Source organism: Flavobacterium commune (assembly GCF_001857965.1).
In the GTDB taxonomy this organism is placed as follows: Bacteria; Bacteroidota; Bacteroidia; order Flavobacteriales; family Flavobacteriaceae; genus Flavobacterium; species Flavobacterium commune.
In genome coordinates this window covers 2,643,442-2,663,351 of the sequence record NZ_CP017774.1, presented here as the reverse complement: position 1 = coordinate 2,663,351, position 19,910 = coordinate 2,643,442, and the positions used below count along the sequence as shown (strand labels likewise).

Sequence of the window (19,910 nt, the reverse complement as noted above, 5' to 3'; positions counted from 1 at the left end):
CTAAAATCGCACAAACAAATACAAAAACTACCTACTAAACACTAGCCTTTGTCATTCTATCATTCCCGTAAATATCTTTTCTCAACTCAACATTCTTGAAATTCATATTTTCGAGTAATGAAATCATTTCTTTTCCAAGATATTGATTGATTTCGAAGAATAATTGTCCGTTTTGAGTCAGGTTTTTCCGAGCTAATTCGGCTATTTTTCGGTAAAAAATTAAGGCATTATCATCTTCTACAAAAAGAGCCAAATGCGGTTCGTTGTCCAAAACATTTTTCTTGATTTCCTGTTTTTCTATATTTCGAACATAGGGCGGATTTGATACAATGATGTCGAAATGAGTTGGAAGCTGGAAGTTAGAAGCTGGAAGTTCTTGTAAATTATTAATATTTAAAATGTTAGTTTTTATAAAATGTACTTCAGTTTGATTCATTTCAGCATTTTTTTGGGCTGTAGCCAAAGCTTTTTCAGAAACATCAATTGCAAAAACCTGCGCATTCGGAATATTTTTTGCCAATGAAATTGCAATACAACCACTTCCGGTTCCTATATCCAAAATCTTCAATTTTTTACTTTCTGACTTCTCACTTCTAACTTCTAACTTCTGACTTCCAATAATCCATTCGACAAGTTCTTCGGTTTCCGGTCTCGGAATCAAAACGTTTTCATTGACTTCAAATTCTAATCCGTAAAAATGAGTTTTTCCCAACAAATACTGAACTGGAATTTCTAGTTTTAGTTGTTCCAAAATGGCATTCCAAATCCTAATTTCTTCTTCAGAAAACTCTAAATCAGGCTGCAAAGCCAAGTCAATTCGTTTCAATTGCTTTTTTTCTTCTAATATCAAATAAAAAAAACTTTCAGCTTCGCCTTCGTCATAAATAATCGAAAGCGCTTGAATAAATTGAGTTCTGTAAGCCTTTATTTTCATTGATATTATTCGTTTAGAATTTGTTTTTCAACAAGCTTTTAATGTAAATCTTTCAACATCCATACCGGACAAGAATCATGACCTGTACTTCCCATGGGCGCGCAAATATACTCAAAGCCAAATTTCTTATACAGTTTTTGAGCATCGTGCATAAAAGGCATGGTTTCGAGGTAACATTTTTCAAAACCAAAATCCTTTGCCGCCTGCATACAAATTTCCATCATTTTGCTTCCAACTCCCAAACCGCGAGCTTCGGGAAGAAAAAAAAACTTTTGCAATTCACAGATGGTTTCGGCTTCATTTTTAAGTGGAGCTAATCCTGCTCCTCCAATGATTTTTCCATTATTTTCGACCACAAAATAAGCTGATTTCGGTTTGTTATATTCCTCAAACATCAAATCCAAACACGGATCGGCATAAGCAGTTCCCACTTTCGGGATATCTAATTCATCGAAAACCGTCCGTATTAATTGAGCAATCGATTGATTGTCTTTCTTTTCTATTTTTCTGAGAACCCAATTTTCCATTTTCTTGAAATATTGATTTATGTTGCAAAAATAGAAATAGTTTATTGTTATTTTTAGTGGTTTCAAAACTAAATCATAAACTCAAAAATAACTACTTTTGCGCCGTGAAAAAGATACATGAAAAATACCTGGCGCGCTGCATTGAACTAGCCAAAAATGGCACGGGAACGACCTATCCTAACCCGATGGTGGGCAGCGTTATTGTTTATGAAAACCAAATTATTGGCGAAGGTTGGCACAAAAAAGCAGGAGAACCACATGCCGAAGTAAATGCCGTAAATTCAGTTAAAGACAAATCTTTACTAGAAAAAGCGACTATTTACGTCAGCTTAGAGCCTTGCAGCCATTTTGGAAAAACACCGCCTTGTTGCGATTTAATCATTCGAAATAAAATCCCAAATGTAGTCATTGGAACGGTAGATCCTAACAAGAAAGTAGCCGGTAAAGGCATCAAAAAACTAATCGAAGCAGGAATTAACGTTACTGTAGGCCTTCTGGAAGAAGAATGCAACGCACTCAACAAACGTTTTTTTACTTTCCACCAACAAAAAAGACCTTATATCATCCTGAAATGGGCAGAAAGTCAGGATGGATTTATTGCTCCAATAGAAAGAAACGAACAAAAACCTATTTGGATCACCAATCAATATTCGAGACAATTAGTCCATAAATGGCGAAGCGAAGAACAGGCTATTCTTGTGGGTACACAAACTGCCATAGACGACAATCCAAAATTAGATGTTCGCGATTGGACAGGAAAAAACCCAGTAAGAGTGGTTTTAGACAAAAATAATCGGATTCCAAAAGAAAATTTTCTACTGGACAATCAAATCAAAACGATTGTTTTTTGCCAAACAAATACCGATGCAAACCAAGAAAACCTTATCTTTGAAAGAATTGATTTTGAACAAAATATAGCTCCCCAAATCTTAACAAAATTATTTGAACATCAAATTCAATCGGTAATAATTGAAGGTGGTCGTCAAACCTTACAAACTTTTATTGACAATAACCTTTGGGACGAAGCACGTATTTTTAAAGGAAAAACCATCTTTAAAAACGGAACAAAAGCACCAACTATACAACCAAAAGCAAACCAAAAACAGTTCATTTTAGAAGATGAACTAATAATTTCTACCAACCATGATTAATACTATTATTTTTGATTTTGGAGATATCTTCATCAATTTAGACAAAAAAGCCACTATTGACGGACTTAAAAATCTAGGTTTAAAAGAATGGAATGAAGATTTAGATCGTTTGAATATTCAATTTGAAAAAGGAAACATTAAAAGAGAGGAATTTTTAGCCGGATTTCAAAAACACATGCCTAATGCCAGCATCGAAGAAATTCTGGAGGCTTGGAATGCTATTTTAGCCGACTTTCCTTTGTATCGATTGGAATTTTTACAAATGCTTTCTAAAAAATACCGTTTGTTTTTATTGAGCAACACCGACTCGATTCACATTGAAACATTCGAGCAAAGAGTAGGAACTTCTTTTTACAGCGATTTTTACCAATGCTTTGAAAAAGTCTATTTTTCATTCGAAATGGGAATGCGCAAACCCGATGCCGAAATTTACCTTTCGGTTTTAAACAAACACGAACTGCAAGCCAAACGCACCTTATTTGTTGACGACAAAAAAGAAAACACCGATGCCGCTCAGGCTTTAGGAATTCACGTTTGGAATCTTCAGGTTGGCAAAGAAGACGTAGTCGATTTATTCAACAAAGACATTCTTTAAATCAATAGCAATGACAATATCAATAAACAATAACAAAATTATATTTTGACATTGAATTTTCATATTGAAATTGTTATTGAATTTTGATTTTTGATATTACTATTGAATAATGAAAGACACCTACAATACCATTGCATTTCCATCCGAAGAAATTCTTTTTAAAGAAAAAGGAAGTAAATTCTTTGGTTATGCTTTCCCAATAACGTCTGAAGAGGAAGTCAAACCAATAATTGAAATTTTAAGAAAAAAGTATCCCACCGCTTGCCATTATTGTTATGCTTACCAGATAGGCAGTGAAAAAATCAGCTACAGGGCCAATGATGATGGAGAACCCAGCAATAGTGCAGGAACGCCTATTTACGGACAAATCCAGTCTTTTTCAGTAACCAACACTCTCGTTGTTATTGTTCGCATTTTTGGCGGAACTAAATTAGGCGTTGGCGGATTAATTACTGCTTATAAAACAGCCGCACAACTCACACTTGAAAATTGCTCCATTGTAGAAAAAACAATCGACATCCATTATTTAATTTCTTTTGATTACAAAAACATGAATAAGGTCATGCGCATCATCAAAGAAAAAAATTTAGACATAGTGAATCAAAAAATGGAAATGAGCTGCGAAATTGAAATCAAAACCCGAAAAAAAAATGCCGAACAAATATTCGACATTTTTAATTCTTTATTCGAAATTGAGATAAAAGCAAAAGAATAATTTTCAAGATAAAATAAAACCCTCAAAAATCAATCCTAAAAAATTCAGAGATTATTAAATTTAATATTCAAATTCCTTCTCAATTTTAAAGAAAATCAAATATAAAATCCTTAGATTTTTATATTCGTAAAAGCTGCGTTTTGACATATTCCGGAGCAGCCATCGGACGACCCGTTTTCATGTTCACAAACACCAAAATTGAGTTCCCAATTGTTAATAACTCATTTTGTTCATTGTATATCTCATAATCAAATTCAATCTTCGCTGAAGTCTGACTTTTAAAAATTGTTTTTACCCTCAACAAATCGTCATATCGGGCTGGTTTTTTATAATTAATATTCAAAGAAACCACAGGAAGCATTACACCATTTTCTTCCATCCATTTGTATGAAATCCCAATGTTTCTAAGCCATTCCACGCGACCCATCTCAAAATACTGTGCATAATTCCCGTGATAAACCACTCCCATTTGATCGGTTTCTGAATATCTTACACGCACATTAAATTCGTATATTTTCATTTTAAACTGTATTATTTTTTATCTTAATTTGGAATATTTTTCTTCTTACTTACAATAATATTTCTTCAAAATCAACCCCTATTTATTTTTTTTTAACGAAAATTGTTCACATATTTGTTACCCCGAGAAATAACATCTTTAACGATATTATTTACTTCAAAAAACAGAATAAAAAATATAATAATTTAACAGAATTTATGAACAAAACTGCTCAATCAGTATGGGATAACTGTTTGTCTTTTATAAAAGACAATATTCAAGACCAAGCCTATAAAACTTGGTTTGAGCCAATCAAGTCAGTTGAACTTACCGATAACGCATTATATATTCAGGTTCCTAGTAAATTTTTCTACGAATGGTTAGAAGAACACTATGTTAAACTATTAAAAGTTGCCCTTACTAAAGAACTTGGTAAAAACGCAAAGTTACTTTATAAAATTAAAATGGAGAACACTTATGGCAACAAACAGCCGTTTACGGAACAATTGCCAAGTGCCAACCGTTCTCCTGTAAAACCGCAAAATGTTGATGCTCCTTTAAAAAATCTGGATCCTGAATTAAAAAATCCTTTTGTAATTCCAGGGATCAGAAATTTAAAAATCGAATCACAACTAAACGCTAATTATAGTTTTGACAATTTCCTTGAAGGAGATTCTAACCGTCTGGCTCGTTCGGCAGGTATGGCTGTAGCCAATAAACCTGGAGGAACTTCATTTAATCCATTATTGATTTTTGGAGGTGTTGGATTAGGGAAAACGCATTTAGCGCATGCTATTGGAGTTGAGATTAAAGACAAATATCCTGAAAAAACGGTCTTGTATATTTCTGCTGAAATCTTCACGCAACAATATATAGACTCTGTAAAGAAAAATAACCGAAATGACTTTATTCATTTCTACCAATTAATTGATGTATTAATCATCGACGATGTTCAATTCCTATCAGGAAAATCAGGAACACAAGATGTATTTTTCCATATTTTCAATTATTTGCACCAAAACGGAAAGCAGGTTATCCTGACTTCTGACAAAGCACCTGTGGACATGCAGGATATTGAGCAACGCTTATTATCCCGTTTCAAATGGGGATTATCAGCCGAATTGCACCAACCGGATTACGAGACCAGAATTTCGATTCTAAAAAACATCTTGTACCGCGATGGTGTGGAAATGCCCGACGAAATTATCGAATACGTAGCCCGCAACATTAAATCTAATGTTCGTGAACTGGAAGGTGCTATTATATCGTTGATTGCACAATCTTCTTTCAACAAAAAAGAAGTTACTATCGAACTGGCGAAGAGCGTAGTTGAGAAATTTGTCAAGAATGTAAAACGTGAAATTTCTATAGATTACATTCAAAAAATCGTTTCCGATTATTTCCAATTGGACGTAGAGACTTTGCAATCAAAAACGAGGAAAAGGCACGTAGTTCAAGCGAGGCAGTTAGCGATGTTTTTCGCTAAAAAATTCACTAAATCGTCTTTGGCAAATATTGGTTCTCAAATTGGTGATCGTGATCACGCAACAGTACTACACGCTTGTAAAACTGTAGATAATTTGGTAGCAACCGACAAACAATTCAAAAAATTTGTCGAAGACATCCACAAAAAACTAACGCTATAAAAACCTTATGTCTGTAAAGATTTTAATGGTATGTTTGGGCAATATTTGTCGGTCACCTTTAGCCGAAGGAATTTTGGCTTCCAAACTACCAAAAGATAAATTCTTTGTTGATTCTGCCGGTACTGGCGCCTGGCACTCAGGAAATCAACCCGACGCACGTTCTATTGCTGTTGCCAAAAAACACCAATTAGATATTTCTACTCAAAGAGCCAGACTATTCAAAGTTGAGGATTTCGAAACTTTTGATTACATCTATGTGATGGATAAATCCAACTTTAGAGACGTGATTCGTTTAGCCAAAAATGATGAGCAAAAAGAAAAAGTTGAAATCATTCTAAACGAATTATATCCTAATGAAAATGTCGATGTTCCTGATCCTTATTACGGCATCTCCAATGGATTTGAAATGGTTTTCCAAATGCTTGATGAAGCTTGCGAAATCATTGCATCAAAACTAAAAGCCAATCACGGCTAACTCTAAAAAAATTCACAATGAATTCAACCCCTCTTTTAGGAAAACTCTATTTAATCCCAACTACAATGGGAGAATGTGACCCGATGGATGTTTTACCGCAAACCGTAAAAAGAACTATTGATTTTATTGATTATTATATTGTCGAAAACGAAAAAACCGCCCGAAAATCCATCAAAGCGGTTCATCCCGAAAAAAAACAAGCAGACTTAGTGCTTTTTGCATTAAACAAACATACTGAAGCCAAAGAACATCTGGATTTCATCAAACCATTATTAGAAGGAAAAAATGTAGGCTTAATGAGCGAAGCCGGTTGTCCCGGAGTTGCCGACCCCGGTGCTGTAATTGTAAAACTGGCACACGACAGAGGAATTCAGGTAATTCCATTAGTAGGACCTTCATCTATTTTATTAGCCATGATGGCTTCTGGAATGAATGGCCAAAGTTTTACTTTTCACGGCTATTTACCGATTGAAAAAGACGAAAAAAGAGCGAGTTTCAAGAGCTTAGAAAGAATCTCATTCGAAAAAAATCAATCCCAGATTTTTATTGAAACACCATATCGCAATAATAAATTACTGGAAGATTTAATCCAAACATTACATCCGGAAACATATTTATGTATCGCAACTGATATTACTTTACCAACCGAATACATCAAGACTAAGAAAATTTCGGCATGGAAAAAAGAAGCTATCGATTTACATAAGCGTCCTACTATTTTTATTATTCATAAAATGTAGTTCTTTAAAAACATATAAGTCATATAAGTTTTTTTTTTAAAGCTTTTGAGCTTACATTATTTTAGCGCACATAAGCTGAAATAAAGAAAATATTTCAATATTATTCCCTTATATAAACTCATCTACAAACTTCATTAAGTTATTAAAAACTTATATGACTTATATGGTTTAATAGACCAGAATTTATTTTCTCAGTACGATTCCTTACTTTTAGCCTTTCAAAAAAGTAAAGCATGTCTAAACTTCCCAACACTATCACCAGCATTTTTACAGTCATGTCAAAAATGGCTGCAGAATACAATGCTATTAATTTATCACAAGGTTTTCCTAACTTTCCAATTGATGAAAAACTGACTGCTATTGTGGCTCAATTGGCTAATGAAGACATTCACCAATACACTCCGATGGCGGGTTATCCTCCTTTGTTGTCAAAAATCGCTTCTCTTGTTGCGTATTCCTACCAAAGAACCGTTCAGGCTGAAACCGAAATTTTGGTTACTACCGGAGCAACCCAAGGTATTTTCACAAGCATTCAAGCCTTGGTAGAAAGTGAGGACGAAGTAATCATTTTAGATCCCAGTTATGATTCGTACGAAGCGCCTATTTTATTATGCAATGCGAAGCCCGTTCGCGTAGCATTAAATGATGATTATACTCCTAATTGGGAAAACATTGAAGCCGCCTGCTCTGCGAAAACCAAAATGATTATCATCAACAATCCGCACAATCCAACGGGAAAAATACTTAATGAAGCGGATTTTGAAGCCTTAGAAACACTGTTTGAAAAATTCCCTAAAATCATTTTGCTTTCTGACGAAGTTTATGAATACATTACTTTCGAAGAAAAACACATTTCGATTCACACCCGCGAACTACTTCGCAATCGGGCTGTAGTAGCTTCCTCTTTTGGAAAGACTTTTCATATCACGGGTTGGAAAATCGGATATTTAGTTGCTCCCGAACATTTGATGAAAGAAATCAAAAAAGTGCATCAATTTCTGGTTTTCAGCGTAAACAGTCTTTCGCAAGCTGCCATAAGTGACTATTTAGACATTGTTTCGGTTGACGAAATTGGTAGTTTCTATCAGCAAAAAAGGGATTATTTCAGGCAATTACTTTCAAAGAGCCGATTCAAATTAATGCCATGCGAAGGCACTTATTTTCAGGTCGTATCCTACGAAGCCATTTCAAATGAAAATGATGTAGATTTTTGCAAGCACCTTATCATCGAACACGGTGTAGCGGCGATTCCTATTTCTAATTTCTACGAAAAAGGCAAAGATTTACATTTAATCCGCTTTTGTTTTGCCAAAGACAACGCCACCTTAGAAGAAGCAGCGAGGAGACTTTACAAAATCTAACAGAAAAAAATTCCCGGTTTTATTTTCCTTTAAAAATACTTCCAATATCTTTTCCAATTTTTTGTATGGTTTCAATACCTATGTTTAATGGTTGCGACGAAAGATCTTCATAACGTTGAGCCGTATAGGCATTATCAAATTGTTGCGGATAAATCACAAACTTATTGTTGTCTGGAAAATGTTTACCTAATTTAAACGGCAATTTTTCAAGTAAATTCATGTATGAAGCAGAACCTTTTCTTGCAGAAATAAGAACAAACAAATCATCTTCATTTATTTTTCTCGACAATACCAGAAAATCTTCCCAATCCTCAAAGATATTTATTGTCATTTTAATGTTCAATTTCATCTCTACTGAGAATTTTTCAACTGCTTTTTGGGTAGCCGGATTGCATTCTAAAAACAAAGGAATACTGAGTTCCTGTGCCAACTTAGCTATCTTTACAACCCATAAATCAAAGCCATTTTCGTGTTCAGCCAACGGTGGTACTACTACCAAAATTCGCTTATGAAGCACCAATGGCTTAACCAAATCGCAAATAAAAACGGTTTTATCTGTATTCTCTAAAATACTTTCAGTTTTTTCGCCAATTAATTTATCCAATACACCACTGCGCACCGGCCAGCCCATAACAATAATATTTGCCATAATTTCTCTGGAAATACGCGCAACTCCACTGGTAATATTATGATCTATAGTTGTAATTGCATTCACTTTTGTCTCGGTTGCCGAGCCTTGCCTTACAAATTCTTCTAACTTATTTCGGGTTTTAATAATGTTAGATTCAGCCTCTTTATCATTAGAAACCACAGATAGAATCGATACGGGATTAGGTGATTTTTTATCCTTAATCAATATTGAAAATTCGAGTAATTTTTCAATTTTTTTAATACTGGCTATGGGAAGTAAAATATGCTCTTCATTGAGTTTATTAGCAACTACCAAATCAGTTTTATCATTTTCAGATTCAATAACAATTTGCTTGGCTGCTTTTTCGGTAACAAATGAAGCAATAACACAGGTTATTAGAATCAAAATAATAGTACCATTTAAGATATTCTCATCCAGAATATTCGCTTTATAACCTACCAATATCACCGCTAAAGTAGCCGCAGCATGCGCACTACTTAAACCAAAAATGAGCTGTCTTTGTACTTTAGAATACTTAAGCGTGTACTGGGTAATCAATGCTGCAACCCATTTTCCCAACAAAGCTACAACCGAAAGCGTTCCCGCCACGATAAGTGCGGTAGGTCCTTTCAAAATAACACTGGTATCGACTAACATTCCTACACTTATCAGGAAAAACGGTATAAACAAAGAATTCCCAATAAACTCAATTCTGTTCATCAATGCAGAAGAATGCGGAATTAATTTATTCAAGGCCAAACCAGCCACAAAAGCTCCAATTATAGGTTCAACTCCGGCCACTTCGGCTAAAAAAGCAGCAAAAAATACTACCGATAGAACAAATATATAATGAGAATGTTTTTCGCTTTCCAACTTTCGAAAAAACCATTTGGCAATTTTTGGAATAAGCAAAAACATAATGGCCGAAAAAATTGCCAGAGAAATCCCTAATCGCAACCAAAACTCCTGATTAAGATTTCCATTCGTATTACCCATAATTACCGCCAGAATAATCAATACTGCCGTATCGGTAAGTATGGTTCCACCAATGGTTATGGCCACCGCCTGATTTTTCACTATTCCTAATTTACTCACAATAGGATACGCCACCAGAGTATGAGTTGCAAACATACTGGCTGTTAAAAAACTAGCATTAAAATCATAGTTTAAAAAATAAAAACAGACTGGGAAACCTATAGCCAACGGAAAAATAAAGGTGCAAAAACCAAACAGAAGACTCTTATTTCTATTAGCCTTAAACTCATTCATATCCAATTCTAAGCCGGCTATAAACATGATATACAACAATCCGATAGTCGAAAACAAATCGATAGCTGAATTTTTTTCCAAAATATTCAAACCATGAGGTCCAATAACAACTCCCGAAATGATTAAACCAATAATACCGGGAATATTCAGCCTTTTTAAAAGAATGGGAGACAATAATATAATGAACAAAATCAATGAAAAAACCAATACGGGGTTTCCTAATGGCAATTCAAATTCATGTATTAGGTGATTTATAAAATCGGTCATATTTTGATTTATTTTTTAATAAATGATTCGTTAGTTTAAAAGAATCGAATGTTCTAAAAACTGACTTAACAACAAAAAAACACAATTATTTTGCTGCAACAAACACAAGGTCATTTTAACAAATATAAAAACATATACATAAAACACCGCACGATTAATTTAATTTAAGACAGATTTAATATTCAAATAGCTTCAATTTTGTGACATTGGGAGCTTTCAATTAAAAAATCTTAATTTTAAATTCCTGAAAAAATTAGTCTAATTTGTATATTTACCATAAAACGATAAACAAATGAACTTTAGCCAAAAAATGTTACGGGACGATGCCCTCCAAGGAAAAGTAATTGTTGTTACCGGTGGAGGTAGCGGACTGGGAAAAGCTATGACCAAATATTTCCTGGAACTGGGCGCTAAAGTAGCCATCACTTCCCGCGATTTAGAGAAATTGAAAAATACGGCTGCCGAATTAGAAGCGGAAACTGGCGGAATTTGTTTGCCTCTACAATGTGATGTGCGTCATTATGAAGAAGTCGAAAACATGTTGCAACAAGTCTTGAAGGCTTTTGACAAAGTAGATATTTTACTCAACAACGCTGCGGGCAACTTCATCTCTCCTACCGAACGCTTATCGGCTAATGCCTTTGATACCATTATTGATATTGTTCTAAAAGGAACCAAAAACTGCACCCTGGCTTTTGGAAAACACTGGATTGACAGCAAGCAAACTTCGGCTACCGTTTTAAATATTGTGACCACCTATGCCTGGACGGGTTCAGCCTATGTGGTGCCCAGCGCCACTGCCAAGGCAGGCGTTCTCGCCATGACCCGAAGTCTTGCCGTGGAATGGGCTAAATACGGCATCCGAACCAATGCCATTGCGCCAGGACCATTTCCTACCAAAGGCGCCTGGGACAGATTGCTTCCCGGTAATCTTGCCGAAAAATTTGATATGGCTAAAAAAGTACCACTCAAACGCGTGGGTGACCATCAGGAATTAGCCAATTTGGCCGCTTATCTGGTTTCTGATTTCTCAGCTTACATCAACGGTGAAGTCGTGGTAATTGACGGTGGCGAATGGCTCAAAGGCGCCGGACAATTTAACATTCTGGAAGCCATTCCTGAAGAACTTTGGGACCAACTCGAAATGATGATTAAAGCCAAGAAGAATAAATAAAACCTTTTTATTTTTTTGAGCGTTCCCCCGCCTCCACTCTGTTACGGCGAGGTCAGGCTGTACGCTATATCTTTTGTGAAGTCCCGAAGTTTCGGGACTCCACAAAAGGATACCGCTTCCATCCTTAACGCGAACCCAACACTATCAAGTTTGTCTTTACAAGGAAGAACTCTAATCATGATTAAAAGTCGAAGTAATCTCTACACTGATTTTCAATATTTTCAATTAAAAACGGAGTTACTTGTGAAGATTCCTCCTTCGTCGGAATGACAAGATTGTGGATATAAATACCTTAAAAAAGTTTCACACAAGCCAAAACCGCCCAGTTTGTCATTCCGACGAAGGAGGAATCTCAGTATTACTTTTCAGAATTCAATAGAAAAGCAAAAAAATACCAAGTTACTTTCTGTAAATATTTATTGATATATTTGAGAAATTATAAAACGCTAAAAAAATTTTAGTCTATACTATCAGAAACAAATATGAGAGAATTTAATACAAAAGAAAAGTTAATAATAAAACAAATAGCTAATATAGATGTAAGTTCTATGGCAACTTGTAGCAAGTTTCTCCAAGATAATTTCTTTACAAAAGACACCAAAAAAGCTTTAATTGTAAATCACACTACAAAAGACATCCTGTTTTATATTGAGCCAAATCTTTATAATGATATTAATGAAATAAGAAAATCTAATTATGAACTTTTTGAATTACTTGTTCTTTTGAAATACCTAAAAGAAAACCGCTATATATCTTTAATCACGACTAAACAACCAGTATCGTCCTTCGAAGCACTATATTCAGAGTTTGATTCTTCAATTTCACAAAATGGCAATCAATTAATTTTAAACACTAATGGAGATTATCTTCTTACCAATCAACCGGATTTAATTAAAGATTCAAACAATCAAATAATTCTTAAAGGAGGGCTGTTAAATGAATATTATGATTTAATTAATGATACTGTATTTGGCCTTATATTTCCTAGTCAAGAACTTATTCAATTAGTGAAGCATAATTTTAAGTCAAAAGAAGATAGAAAACATAGACAGAATATTTGTGCAGCTTGGTTTGGGATAGTAATTGCATTAATTTTAGGATTATTAGGTATATGGAATCCTTTAGAAAATGATTCTGAGGTAAAAACAAAACAAAGCATTCAAATTTTAAACAAACTGGATACAATAAAAAATAATAGCTTAAAAAGCTCTTCGTATCTAAATGAAATAAACACAAGACTTAAAAAACAATATACCCAAAAAAAGAAACCCTAAATAAAAAACACCTTAACTCCGCAAAGTTTGCAACTTTGCGGCAGTGATTATCGGTTTACAACCGATACTATAGCTGTCACAGACAGCAAAACGCTTTCTCAAAGTCAAAGACTTTGAGGAGCAAAAACAGACCGTTTCTTTTAACGTTTCCAAAAAACTATCCGTATTAATCCGTTTAATCTGTGTTATCCGTGGCCTAATGCGATTAAATTCCTATTTTTGTTTTATAATAACTACAAAACCATTTTATGCTCATTATAGGAATTGCAGGCGGAACAGGAAGTGGAAAAACAACGGTGGTGCACCAAATCATGAAGCAATTGCCTGATGCCGAAGTAGGCGTTATTTCTCAGGATTCTTATTATAAAAAAACGACCAATCTCAGTTATGACGAACGCGCTTTAATCAATTTTGATCATCCCAGAGCCATCGATTTCGACTTATTAGTCACACATTTGCAGGAACTCAAGGAAGGCAAAACCATTCAGCAGCCCGTATATTCTTTTGTGACCCACAACCGTACCGAAGACAGCATCAGCACACATCCCCGAAAAGTAATGATTGTGGAAGGAATTTTAATTTTGGCTCATGCCCAATTAAGGGATTTGTTTGACATCAAAATCTACGTTCATGCCGACGCCGACGAAAGACTCATCCGCCGACTAAAAAGAGACATTGCCGAGCGCGGTCGTGATATGGATGAAGTTTTAAACCGTTATCAACAAACCTTAAAACCCATGCACGAACAGTTTATTGAGCCTACAAAAGCATTTGCCGATATTATTATCCCCAACAACAAATACAACACCGTAGCCATAGACATGCTTCGCACAGTAATAAATCAAAAAATTCTATAATTTTATTGTAATTTTATAATAACACACTAAAATACTAATGCCGTTTTACTTTTATCAAAAGCTGATTTTAGTTTAACCTGACATAAAAAAACTAATGAAAAACCCCTATAAAGACAAAGCCTGGTTTCAATTTTTAAGCAACAAATACATTTGGTCCTTATTGTTTTTTGTAACCTGGATGCTATTTTTAGACAATTACTCCTATTTTGACCACAGTGTTTTAAACGACCAAATTGAAGAATTAGAAGACAATAAAACCTATTATCAGGAAGAAATTATAAAGGATGAAGCCCAAATTAAGCAGCTTAAAAATCCGCAGCAGGTAGAAAAATATGCCCGCGAAAAATACTATATGAAAAAAGACAGTGAGGATATTTACATCATTGAATTTGAAGGCGACACTATCGAAAAGAAACAATAAATTATTAACTTTCTCGAAGTTTACACAGAACTAAAAAAAATCTGTGCAAATCTGTGTAACCTGCCTGTCGGCAGATAGGTCTGCGGTAAAAAAACAGAAGCAAAGCTTCAAAAAATCAAATTAAAATGGCTACTAATCTATTCGAAGATTTCGACCCTGTTTCATCAAAGCAATGGAAACAAAAAATCCAGTTTGAATTGGATGGAGCCGATTATAACGAAAGCTTGGTTTGGAATTCGCCAGAAGATATTAAAGTCAAACCCTTTTACCATCGGGATGATTTTAGTAAAACCACCACGGCTGCCACAAAAGCATCGCAATTTAAAATCTGCCAAAACATTTTTGTCTTTGATGTAGAAAAATCCGTAGAAAGAGCCTTGGATTCTTTAAAAAGAGGAGCCGAAAGTTTACGATTTACAATCGAAAATGAATCTGTTGACATCCAAAAACTGTTGGAAAAACTTCCGCTGAAAAACACGGCAATTTACTTTGACTTAAAGTTTTTATCGGTTGCTTTTATTTCGAAAGTTAATACCATTGTAGAACAAAAAAAAGCTACTGTATTTTACAATCTGGATCCTATTGGACAATTAGCCAAAGAAGGCAATTGGTTTTCGACCAAAGAAAAAGACAATTTTGAAACGCTTCGTTTATTGTCGAAAACAACCAGAGAAAGTTCTTTAATCAGCATTAATTCTGCTTTATATCAAAATGCAGGAGCGAACATCGTTCAACAAATTGCTTATAGTCTGGCTCACGCCAATGAATACCTAAACCGGATTCCAACTATTCATCAAGCCATTGTTTTTGAAGTTGCCGTAGGAAGCAATTACTTTTTTGAAATCGCCAAATTGCGTGCGCTACGCTTGTTATTTCAATTGATTGCAAAAGAATATTATCACGATAAAGATTGTCATATTTTGGTAACGCCTACAAAACGCAACAAAACATTGTATGATTACAATATCAATATGTTGCGCACCACGACCGAATGTATGTCGGCAATTTTAGGCGGGGCGGATGCCATTGCCAATTTGTCTTACGATTCCATTTATCATAAAAACAATGAATTTGGAGACCGAATAGCCCGCAATCAATTACTGATTCTTAAAAACGAAAGCTATTTTGACAAAGTAAACAATCCTGCCGACGGAAGTTATTACATCGAAACCCTAACACAACAACTGGCCGAAAAAGCCTTGACTTTGTTTAAAGAAATAGAAGCCAATGGTGGCTTTTTAAAGCAATTGAACGACGGAATTATCAAAAGAAAAATTCAGGAAAGCGCCGATAAAGAACAACAACTTTTTGATTCGGGTAAAGAGATTCTTATTGGAACCAATAAATATTTGAATCCAAAAGACAAAATGAAAGAGCAAATCGAATTGTATCCTTTTGTAAAAATAAAGCCTCGAAAAACCCTGATTACGCCAATTATAGAAAAAAGATTGGCAGAAAAATTAGAACAAGAACGACTAGAAACAGAAAAATAATATGAAAAAAATTGCCTTACTTATTTTACTGGTGAGCTCACAAATAATGCTTGCTCAAACTAAAATTTATTCGGAGAAAGAAGTTGATAATCAGCCCTATTTTCCTGGCGGATGGAACGAATGGATTGGTTTTGTTGAAAAAAACATGAAATGGATACCTGAAAAAAAGGGAGCACAAAATATCCAAATAGAATTTACTGTACAGGCAAATGGTGCAATTACTGATATTAAAGTAATTAATCCTAAACCAAATATAAATGAAAAAGAAGCATTGCGTGTTATGGCATTGAGCCCAAAATGGATTCCAGCAACCTTAGCAGGAAAAAAAGTACCCTGCCGTCTAAAATATGGCATGTTCAATCCTTGGGCTGATACTGAACCCGCTTTAACTGTAGCCCCTTTCAGCAATTCAAATCGCATTACACCTGTAATAAATGACGATGATAATTTAATTTACAGTGCTGCAGGTATAGAAGTAAAACCCAAATTTCCTGAAGGATTCGAAAAATTCTACCAATTTTTCAACAACAACTTCCAAGCACCTGATGAAGAAGGCTTAAAAGGAAAGGTTTATGCAACCTTCATTGTAGAGAAAGATGGTAGCTTATCGGATATAAAAATTCTTCGTGACATTGGCTATGGAACGGGTAAAGAAACAATTCGAGTATTAAATCTTTCACCTAAATGGAATCCCGGAATACAAAATGGAAAACCAGTACGAGTAATGTACTCAATGCCTTTTACAATTGGAGGAATTAAAACCTTGCCAGAAACAAAATAATTATGTTGAGAAAAGACCTCCGACATATTCAACTCAATCCTCAGCCATCCGAAGCTAATGCTAGCTTCGAATTTTCTTTTGCCAAAGAAAAAGAAAATGCAGCTGCTGAAAACTTTGTAACAGCTGAAGGAATCGAACTAAAACAAAGCTATTCGGAGCAGGACATTGAGGATTTAGAACATTTGGATTTTGGAGCAGGTTTCCCTCCTTATTTACGCGGTCCACATACAACTATGTACGTTCAAAAACCCTGGACGATTCGTCAATATTCCGGTTTTTCAACTGCCGAGGAAAGCAATGCATTTTATAGAAAAAATATCAACGCGGGACAGGAAGGACTTTCTATTGCATTTGATTTGGCAACCCATCGCGGCTATGATTCCGACCATGAACGCGTAGTGGGCGATGTTGGAAAAGCAGGCGTAGCAATTGATACTGTTGAAGATTTCAAAATATTATTTGACCAAATTCCATTGGATAAGATGTCGGTTTCGATGACCATGAATGGAGCTGTTTTACCCATTATGGCATTTTATATCGTAGCCGCAGAAGAACAAGGTGTTCAGCCAGACCAACTTTCGGGAACCATACAAAATGACATCTTAAAAGAGTTCATGGTACGCAATACTTATATTTATCCACCGGAAGCTTCGATGAAAATTACTGCTGCCATTTTTGAATACGTCAGCAAAAAAATGCCCAAATTCCATTCGATATCCATATCAGGTTATCACATGCAAGAAGCGGGAGCCACTGCCGATATTGAATTAGCTTACACCCTTGCCGATGGATTAGAATACATCAGAACCGGACTTTCAACGGGAATGAAAATTGATGAATTTGCTCCTCGATTATCATTTTTCTGGGGAATTGGCATGAATCATTTTATGGAAATTGCCAAAATGAGAGCGGCAAGAATGATTTGGACCAAACTAATCAAAAGCTTTAATCCAAAAAATCCTAAATCACTAACCTTGCGCACCCATTGTCAAACCAGCGGTTGGAGTTTAACGGCTCAGGATCCGTTTAACAATGTAGCCCGTACCTGTATTGAAGCCAGTGCCGCAGTATTTGGCGGAACACAATCGCTTCACACCAATTCCTTAGATGAAGCTATGGCCTTGCCAAGTGATTTTTCAGCTAGAATTGCGCGAAATACTCAATTATTTTTATTAGAAGAAACTAAAATAACAAAAACAGTCGATCCTTGGGCCGGCAGTTATTATGTTGAAAGTTTGACCAATGAAATTGTAGAAAAAGCATGGAAACTAATTGAAGAAATAGAAGCCCTTGGCGGAATGACCAAAGCATTAGCTACTGGAATTCCAAAATTGCGAATAGAAGAAGCCGCAGCAAGAAAGCAGGCACGTATTGACAGCAAACAGGATATAATTGTAGGCGTTAATAAATTCAAATTAAAGAAAGAAGCGTCTTTAAATATTTTAGACATTGATATTGAAAAAGTTCGAACACAACAACTCGAACGTCTCCATCAGGTAAAAACAAGCCGAAATACTTTAAAAGTAAAAGAAGCTTTAGAAAAAATTACTCTTTGTGCTCAAACCGGAGCAGGAAATTTACTGGAATTAGCCATCTATGCTGCCAGAGAAAGAGCAACATTAGGCGAAATTAGTCAGGCGTTAGAAACAGTATTCGGAAGACATAAGGCTCAAATTAAATCTTTTAGCGGTGTGTATAGTAAAGAAATAAAAGAAGACGAAAGCTTTGAAAAAGCAAAACAACTGGCAGATGCTTTTGCCAAACAAGAAGGTCGGCGCCCTAGAATTATGATTGCAAAAATGGGACAAGACGGGCACGATAGAGGTGCAAAAGTAGTTGCTACTGCATTTGCCGATATGGGTTTTGACGTTGACATTGGTCCGCTTTTTCAAACTCCGGCTGAAACTGCTAAACAGGCTATGGAAAATGACGTTCATATACTGGGTGTTTCTTCCCTTGCCGCTGGTCATAAAACACTGGTTCCACAAGTAATCGAGGAACTAAAAAAACTGGGACGTGAAGATATTATGGTTATTGTAGGCGGGGTTATTCCTCCACAGGATTACCAATTCCTGTTTGATGCCGGTGCTGCAGCGGTTTTTGGACCGGGCACTAATAGCAGTAAAATAGCAGTTACAATTCTAAGTCTCTTTGTAAAAGACGAACAAAATTGATAAAAAATTAGAAGATGAGCATTAAAAAAACGGGCACAAATTACACAAATAAACGCAAATCAAATCCCGCTTTAATTACATGAATCTACCGAAGCCGGATAGAAATTTATGTCATCCGATTTTAATTTGATTGGAATTAGTTACGATTAGTATAATATTTTTTTTAAAGTACACAAGCCAAAAAAGCCCATTTGCATCAAAACAAACGGGCTTCTCTATTTATGCTGAATAATTAAAGTGTAACTACTGCATTAACATTAGGCACAATAAACGAAGTGTCATAACCTCCAAAGGCTTTCAAATAACTTCTTATAGAAGTACCGTAGGCATCTCTAATGTACCTTTTGCCATTACTTCTAAAGTATTTTTTTACTGAACCTGCCCCACCCAAATGAGCGGCTGCTAAAATACCTGATTCAGTTACCAAAATACCGTTTACGACCTTTCCGTCGTATTTAGCAATAACATCCTTTAAAATTGATTTGTTTTTAGATAATAAAGCAACAAATGCTTTTTCTTGTAGTTTAGGACTCTTTAGGAATTTATCTGTATCGTGAATTCCAATAGACCTTAAAGTTTCATTTCCGAATTGGTACTTTCCTAAATACCCTAATGAATTGACTTTTTTGTACTTGTTTTGGGATTCTTTAAACCCAATTGCTTCTTTGAAGCCGATGAAGAAATTCCCTGTAAAAGGAATATTCGAATTAGTATATTCTTGCTTTTCTAATGATGGTAATGAATATGAAACTCCATCATTATTCTTTGTAAAAAACCACTCATTTGTATCCAATTTGTGTGGTTTAAAACTGTAACTTAAAAAGACCACAATTACAGTCAGACTAGTGTAAAAATACCATTTTTTTATCATAAATTATATTTCTTCTAAACCTGTCACTTTTAGAAATTACTGCATGCAAATATAC

Annotated in this window: 19 protein-coding genes; 14 read left to right on the top strand and 5 right to left on the bottom strand. The window is 35.1% G+C overall.

The window, feature by feature from the left end; all coding sequences use genetic code 11:
- Positions 1–34: 34 nt before the first annotated feature.
- Together prmC and BIW12_RS11165 are read right to left on the bottom strand one after the other, a co-directional pair.
- Positions 35–934, bottom strand: coding sequence for a peptide chain release factor N(5)-glutamine methyltransferase (gene prmC / locus BIW12_RS11170; protein ID WP_071185182.1), 900 nt, complete (start codon positions 932–934; stop codon positions 35–37).
- A gap of 38 nt (positions 935–972) precedes the next feature.
- Positions 973–1,461 carry a GNAT family N-acetyltransferase gene (locus tag BIW12_RS11165; protein WP_071185181.1) on the bottom strand — a complete coding sequence of 163 codons (489 nt, stop codon included), beginning with the start codon at positions 1,459–1,461 and terminating at the stop codon, positions 973–975.
- A gap of 104 nt (positions 1,462–1,565) precedes the next feature.
- Between BIW12_RS11165 and ribD the strand changes: the two genes are divergently transcribed.
- The 3 genes from ribD (at position 1,566) to BIW12_RS11150 (ending at position 3,922) form a co-directional block, all read left to right on the top strand.
- Positions 1,566–2,612 (top strand): bifunctional diaminohydroxyphosphoribosylaminopyrimidine deaminase/5-amino-6-(5-phosphoribosylamino)uracil reductase RibD, encoded by a 1,047-nt coding sequence (gene ribD, locus BIW12_RS11160; RefSeq protein ID WP_071185180.1) that lies wholly within the window; start codon positions 1,566–1,568, stop codon positions 2,610–2,612.
- Complete coding sequence (locus BIW12_RS11155; RefSeq protein WP_071185179.1) at positions 2,605–3,207, top strand: HAD family hydrolase; 603 nt, start codon at positions 2,605–2,607, stop codon at positions 3,205–3,207. The genes ribD and BIW12_RS11155 overlap by 8 nt, the downstream gene beginning before the upstream one ends.
- 109 nt (positions 3,208–3,316) lie before the next feature.
- Positions 3,317–3,922 carry an IMPACT family protein gene (locus BIW12_RS11150; RefSeq protein WP_071185178.1) on the top strand — a complete coding sequence of 202 codons (606 nt, stop codon included), beginning with the start codon at positions 3,317–3,319 and terminating at the stop codon, positions 3,920–3,922.
- 118 nt (positions 3,923–4,040) lie between these two features.
- Here BIW12_RS11150 and BIW12_RS11145 read toward each other — a convergent pair whose 3' ends face one another.
- Entirely contained in the window at positions 4,041–4,442 is a 402-nt protein-coding gene (locus tag BIW12_RS11145) for an acyl-CoA thioesterase (protein WP_071185177.1), read from the bottom strand.
- Between the two features lie 197 nt (positions 4,443–4,639).
- Between BIW12_RS11145 and dnaA the strand changes: the two genes are divergently transcribed.
- The 4 genes from dnaA to BIW12_RS11125 all read left to right on the top strand — a co-directional run bounded on the left by dnaA (position 4,640) and on the right by BIW12_RS11125 (position 8,643).
- On the top strand, positions 4,640–6,067 hold the full coding sequence (gene dnaA, locus BIW12_RS11140) for a chromosomal replication initiator protein DnaA (RefSeq protein ID WP_071185176.1): 1,428 nt from the start codon (positions 4,640–4,642) through the stop codon (positions 6,065–6,067).
- A gap of 7 nt (positions 6,068–6,074) precedes the next feature.
- The gene (locus tag BIW12_RS11135; protein WP_071185175.1) at positions 6,075–6,542 is read left to right on the top strand and encodes a low molecular weight protein-tyrosine-phosphatase; all 468 of its coding nucleotides are present in this window, start codon (positions 6,075–6,077) and stop codon (positions 6,540–6,542) included.
- 17 nt (positions 6,543–6,559) lie between these two features.
- Complete coding sequence (locus tag BIW12_RS11130; RefSeq protein ID WP_071185174.1) at positions 6,560–7,282, top strand: SAM-dependent methyltransferase; 723 nt, start codon at positions 6,560–6,562, stop codon at positions 7,280–7,282.
- A 233-nt stretch (positions 7,283–7,515) separates the two neighbouring features.
- On the top strand, positions 7,516–8,643 hold the full coding sequence (locus BIW12_RS11125; protein ID WP_071185173.1) for a methionine aminotransferase: 1,128 nt from the start codon (positions 7,516–7,518) through the stop codon (positions 8,641–8,643).
- 19 nt (positions 8,644–8,662) lie between these two features.
- Here the strand turns inward: BIW12_RS11125 and BIW12_RS11120 are convergent, their stop codons facing one another.
- The gene (locus BIW12_RS11120) at positions 8,663–10,810 is read right to left on the bottom strand and encodes a cation:proton antiporter (protein WP_071185172.1); all 2,148 of its coding nucleotides are present in this window, start codon (positions 10,808–10,810) and stop codon (positions 8,663–8,665) included.
- 292 nt (positions 10,811–11,102) lie between these two features.
- On the opposite strand from BIW12_RS11120, the gene BIW12_RS11115 reads away from it, so the two are divergent.
- The 7 genes from BIW12_RS11115 to scpA all read left to right on the top strand — a co-directional run bounded on the left by BIW12_RS11115 (position 11,103) and on the right by scpA (position 18,984).
- Complete coding sequence (locus BIW12_RS11115) at positions 11,103–11,984, top strand: SDR family oxidoreductase (RefSeq protein WP_071185171.1); 882 nt, start codon at positions 11,103–11,105, stop codon at positions 11,982–11,984.
- 482 nt (positions 11,985–12,466) lie between these two features.
- Positions 12,467–13,258 (top strand): hypothetical protein, encoded by a 792-nt coding sequence (locus BIW12_RS11110; protein WP_071185170.1) that lies wholly within the window; start codon positions 12,467–12,469, stop codon positions 13,256–13,258.
- 248 nt (positions 13,259–13,506) lie between these two features.
- Positions 13,507–14,115, top strand: a complete 609-nt coding sequence (gene udk, locus BIW12_RS11105; protein WP_071185169.1) for a uridine kinase — start codon at positions 13,507–13,509, stop codon at positions 14,113–14,115.
- A gap of 94 nt (positions 14,116–14,209) precedes the next feature.
- Positions 14,210–14,536, top strand: coding sequence for an FtsB family cell division protein (locus tag BIW12_RS11100; protein WP_071185168.1), 327 nt, complete (start codon positions 14,210–14,212; stop codon positions 14,534–14,536).
- A 125-nt stretch (positions 14,537–14,661) separates the two neighbouring features.
- Entirely contained in the window at positions 14,662–16,029 is a 1,368-nt protein-coding gene (locus BIW12_RS11095; RefSeq protein ID WP_071185167.1) for a methylmalonyl-CoA mutase subunit beta, read from the top strand.
- 1 nt (position 16,030) lies between these two features.
- A complete protein-coding gene (locus BIW12_RS16575) occupies positions 16,031–16,810 on the top strand; it encodes an energy transducer TonB (RefSeq protein ID WP_071185166.1) in 780 nt (259 codons plus the stop codon).
- Positions 16,811–16,812: 2 nt separating this feature from the next.
- A complete protein-coding gene (gene scpA, locus BIW12_RS11085) occupies positions 16,813–18,984 on the top strand; it encodes a methylmalonyl-CoA mutase (protein ID WP_071185165.1) in 2,172 nt (723 codons plus the stop codon).
- Between the two features lie 232 nt (positions 18,985–19,216).
- Here scpA and BIW12_RS11080 read toward each other — a convergent pair whose 3' ends face one another.
- The gene (locus BIW12_RS11080) at positions 19,217–19,855 is read right to left on the bottom strand and encodes a peptidoglycan-binding protein LysM (RefSeq protein WP_071185164.1); all 639 of its coding nucleotides are present in this window, start codon (positions 19,853–19,855) and stop codon (positions 19,217–19,219) included.
- Positions 19,856–19,910 lie beyond the last annotated feature (55 nt).

Bases quoted from the DNA above. Each gene is read 5' to 3' on its own strand.
- prmC (WP_071185182.1), bottom strand. From the start codon at position 934: ATGAAAATAAAGGCTTACAGAACTCAATTTATTCAAGCGCTTTCGATT.
- BIW12_RS11165 (WP_071185181.1), bottom strand. From the start codon at position 1,461: ATGGAAAATTGGGTTCTCAGAAAAATAGAAAAGAAAGACAATCAATCG.
- BIW12_RS11155 (WP_071185179.1), top strand. From the start codon at position 2,605: ATGATTAATACTATTATTTTTGATTTTGGAGATATCTTCATCAATTTA.
- BIW12_RS11150 (WP_071185178.1), top strand. From the start codon at position 3,317: ATGAAAGACACCTACAATACCATTGCATTTCCATCCGAAGAAATTCTT.
- BIW12_RS11145 (WP_071185177.1), bottom strand. From the start codon at position 4,442: ATGAAAATATACGAATTTAATGTGCGTGTAAGATATTCAGAAACCGAT.
- dnaA (WP_071185176.1), top strand. From the start codon at position 4,640: ATGAACAAAACTGCTCAATCAGTATGGGATAACTGTTTGTCTTTTATA.
- BIW12_RS11135 (WP_071185175.1), top strand. From the start codon at position 6,075: ATGTCTGTAAAGATTTTAATGGTATGTTTGGGCAATATTTGTCGGTCA.
- BIW12_RS11130 (WP_071185174.1), top strand. From the start codon at position 6,560: ATGAATTCAACCCCTCTTTTAGGAAAACTCTATTTAATCCCAACTACA.
- BIW12_RS11125 (WP_071185173.1), top strand. From the start codon at position 7,516: ATGTCTAAACTTCCCAACACTATCACCAGCATTTTTACAGTCATGTCA.
- BIW12_RS11120 (WP_071185172.1), bottom strand. From the start codon at position 10,810: ATGACCGATTTTATAAATCACCTAATACATGAATTTGAATTGCCATTA.
- BIW12_RS11115 (WP_071185171.1), top strand. From the start codon at position 11,103: ATGAACTTTAGCCAAAAAATGTTACGGGACGATGCCCTCCAAGGAAAA.
- BIW12_RS11110 (WP_071185170.1), top strand. From the start codon at position 12,467: ATGAGAGAATTTAATACAAAAGAAAAGTTAATAATAAAACAAATAGCT.
- udk (WP_071185169.1), top strand. From the start codon at position 13,507: ATGCTCATTATAGGAATTGCAGGCGGAACAGGAAGTGGAAAAACAACG.
- BIW12_RS11100 (WP_071185168.1), top strand. From the start codon at position 14,210: ATGAAAAACCCCTATAAAGACAAAGCCTGGTTTCAATTTTTAAGCAAC.
- BIW12_RS11095 (WP_071185167.1), top strand. From the start codon at position 14,662: ATGGCTACTAATCTATTCGAAGATTTCGACCCTGTTTCATCAAAGCAA.
- BIW12_RS16575 (WP_071185166.1), top strand. From the start codon at position 16,031: ATGAAAAAAATTGCCTTACTTATTTTACTGGTGAGCTCACAAATAATG.
- scpA (WP_071185165.1), top strand. From the start codon at position 16,813: ATGTTGAGAAAAGACCTCCGACATATTCAACTCAATCCTCAGCCATCC.
- BIW12_RS11080 (WP_071185164.1), bottom strand. From the start codon at position 19,855: ATGATAAAAAAATGGTATTTTTACACTAGTCTGACTGTAATTGTGGTC.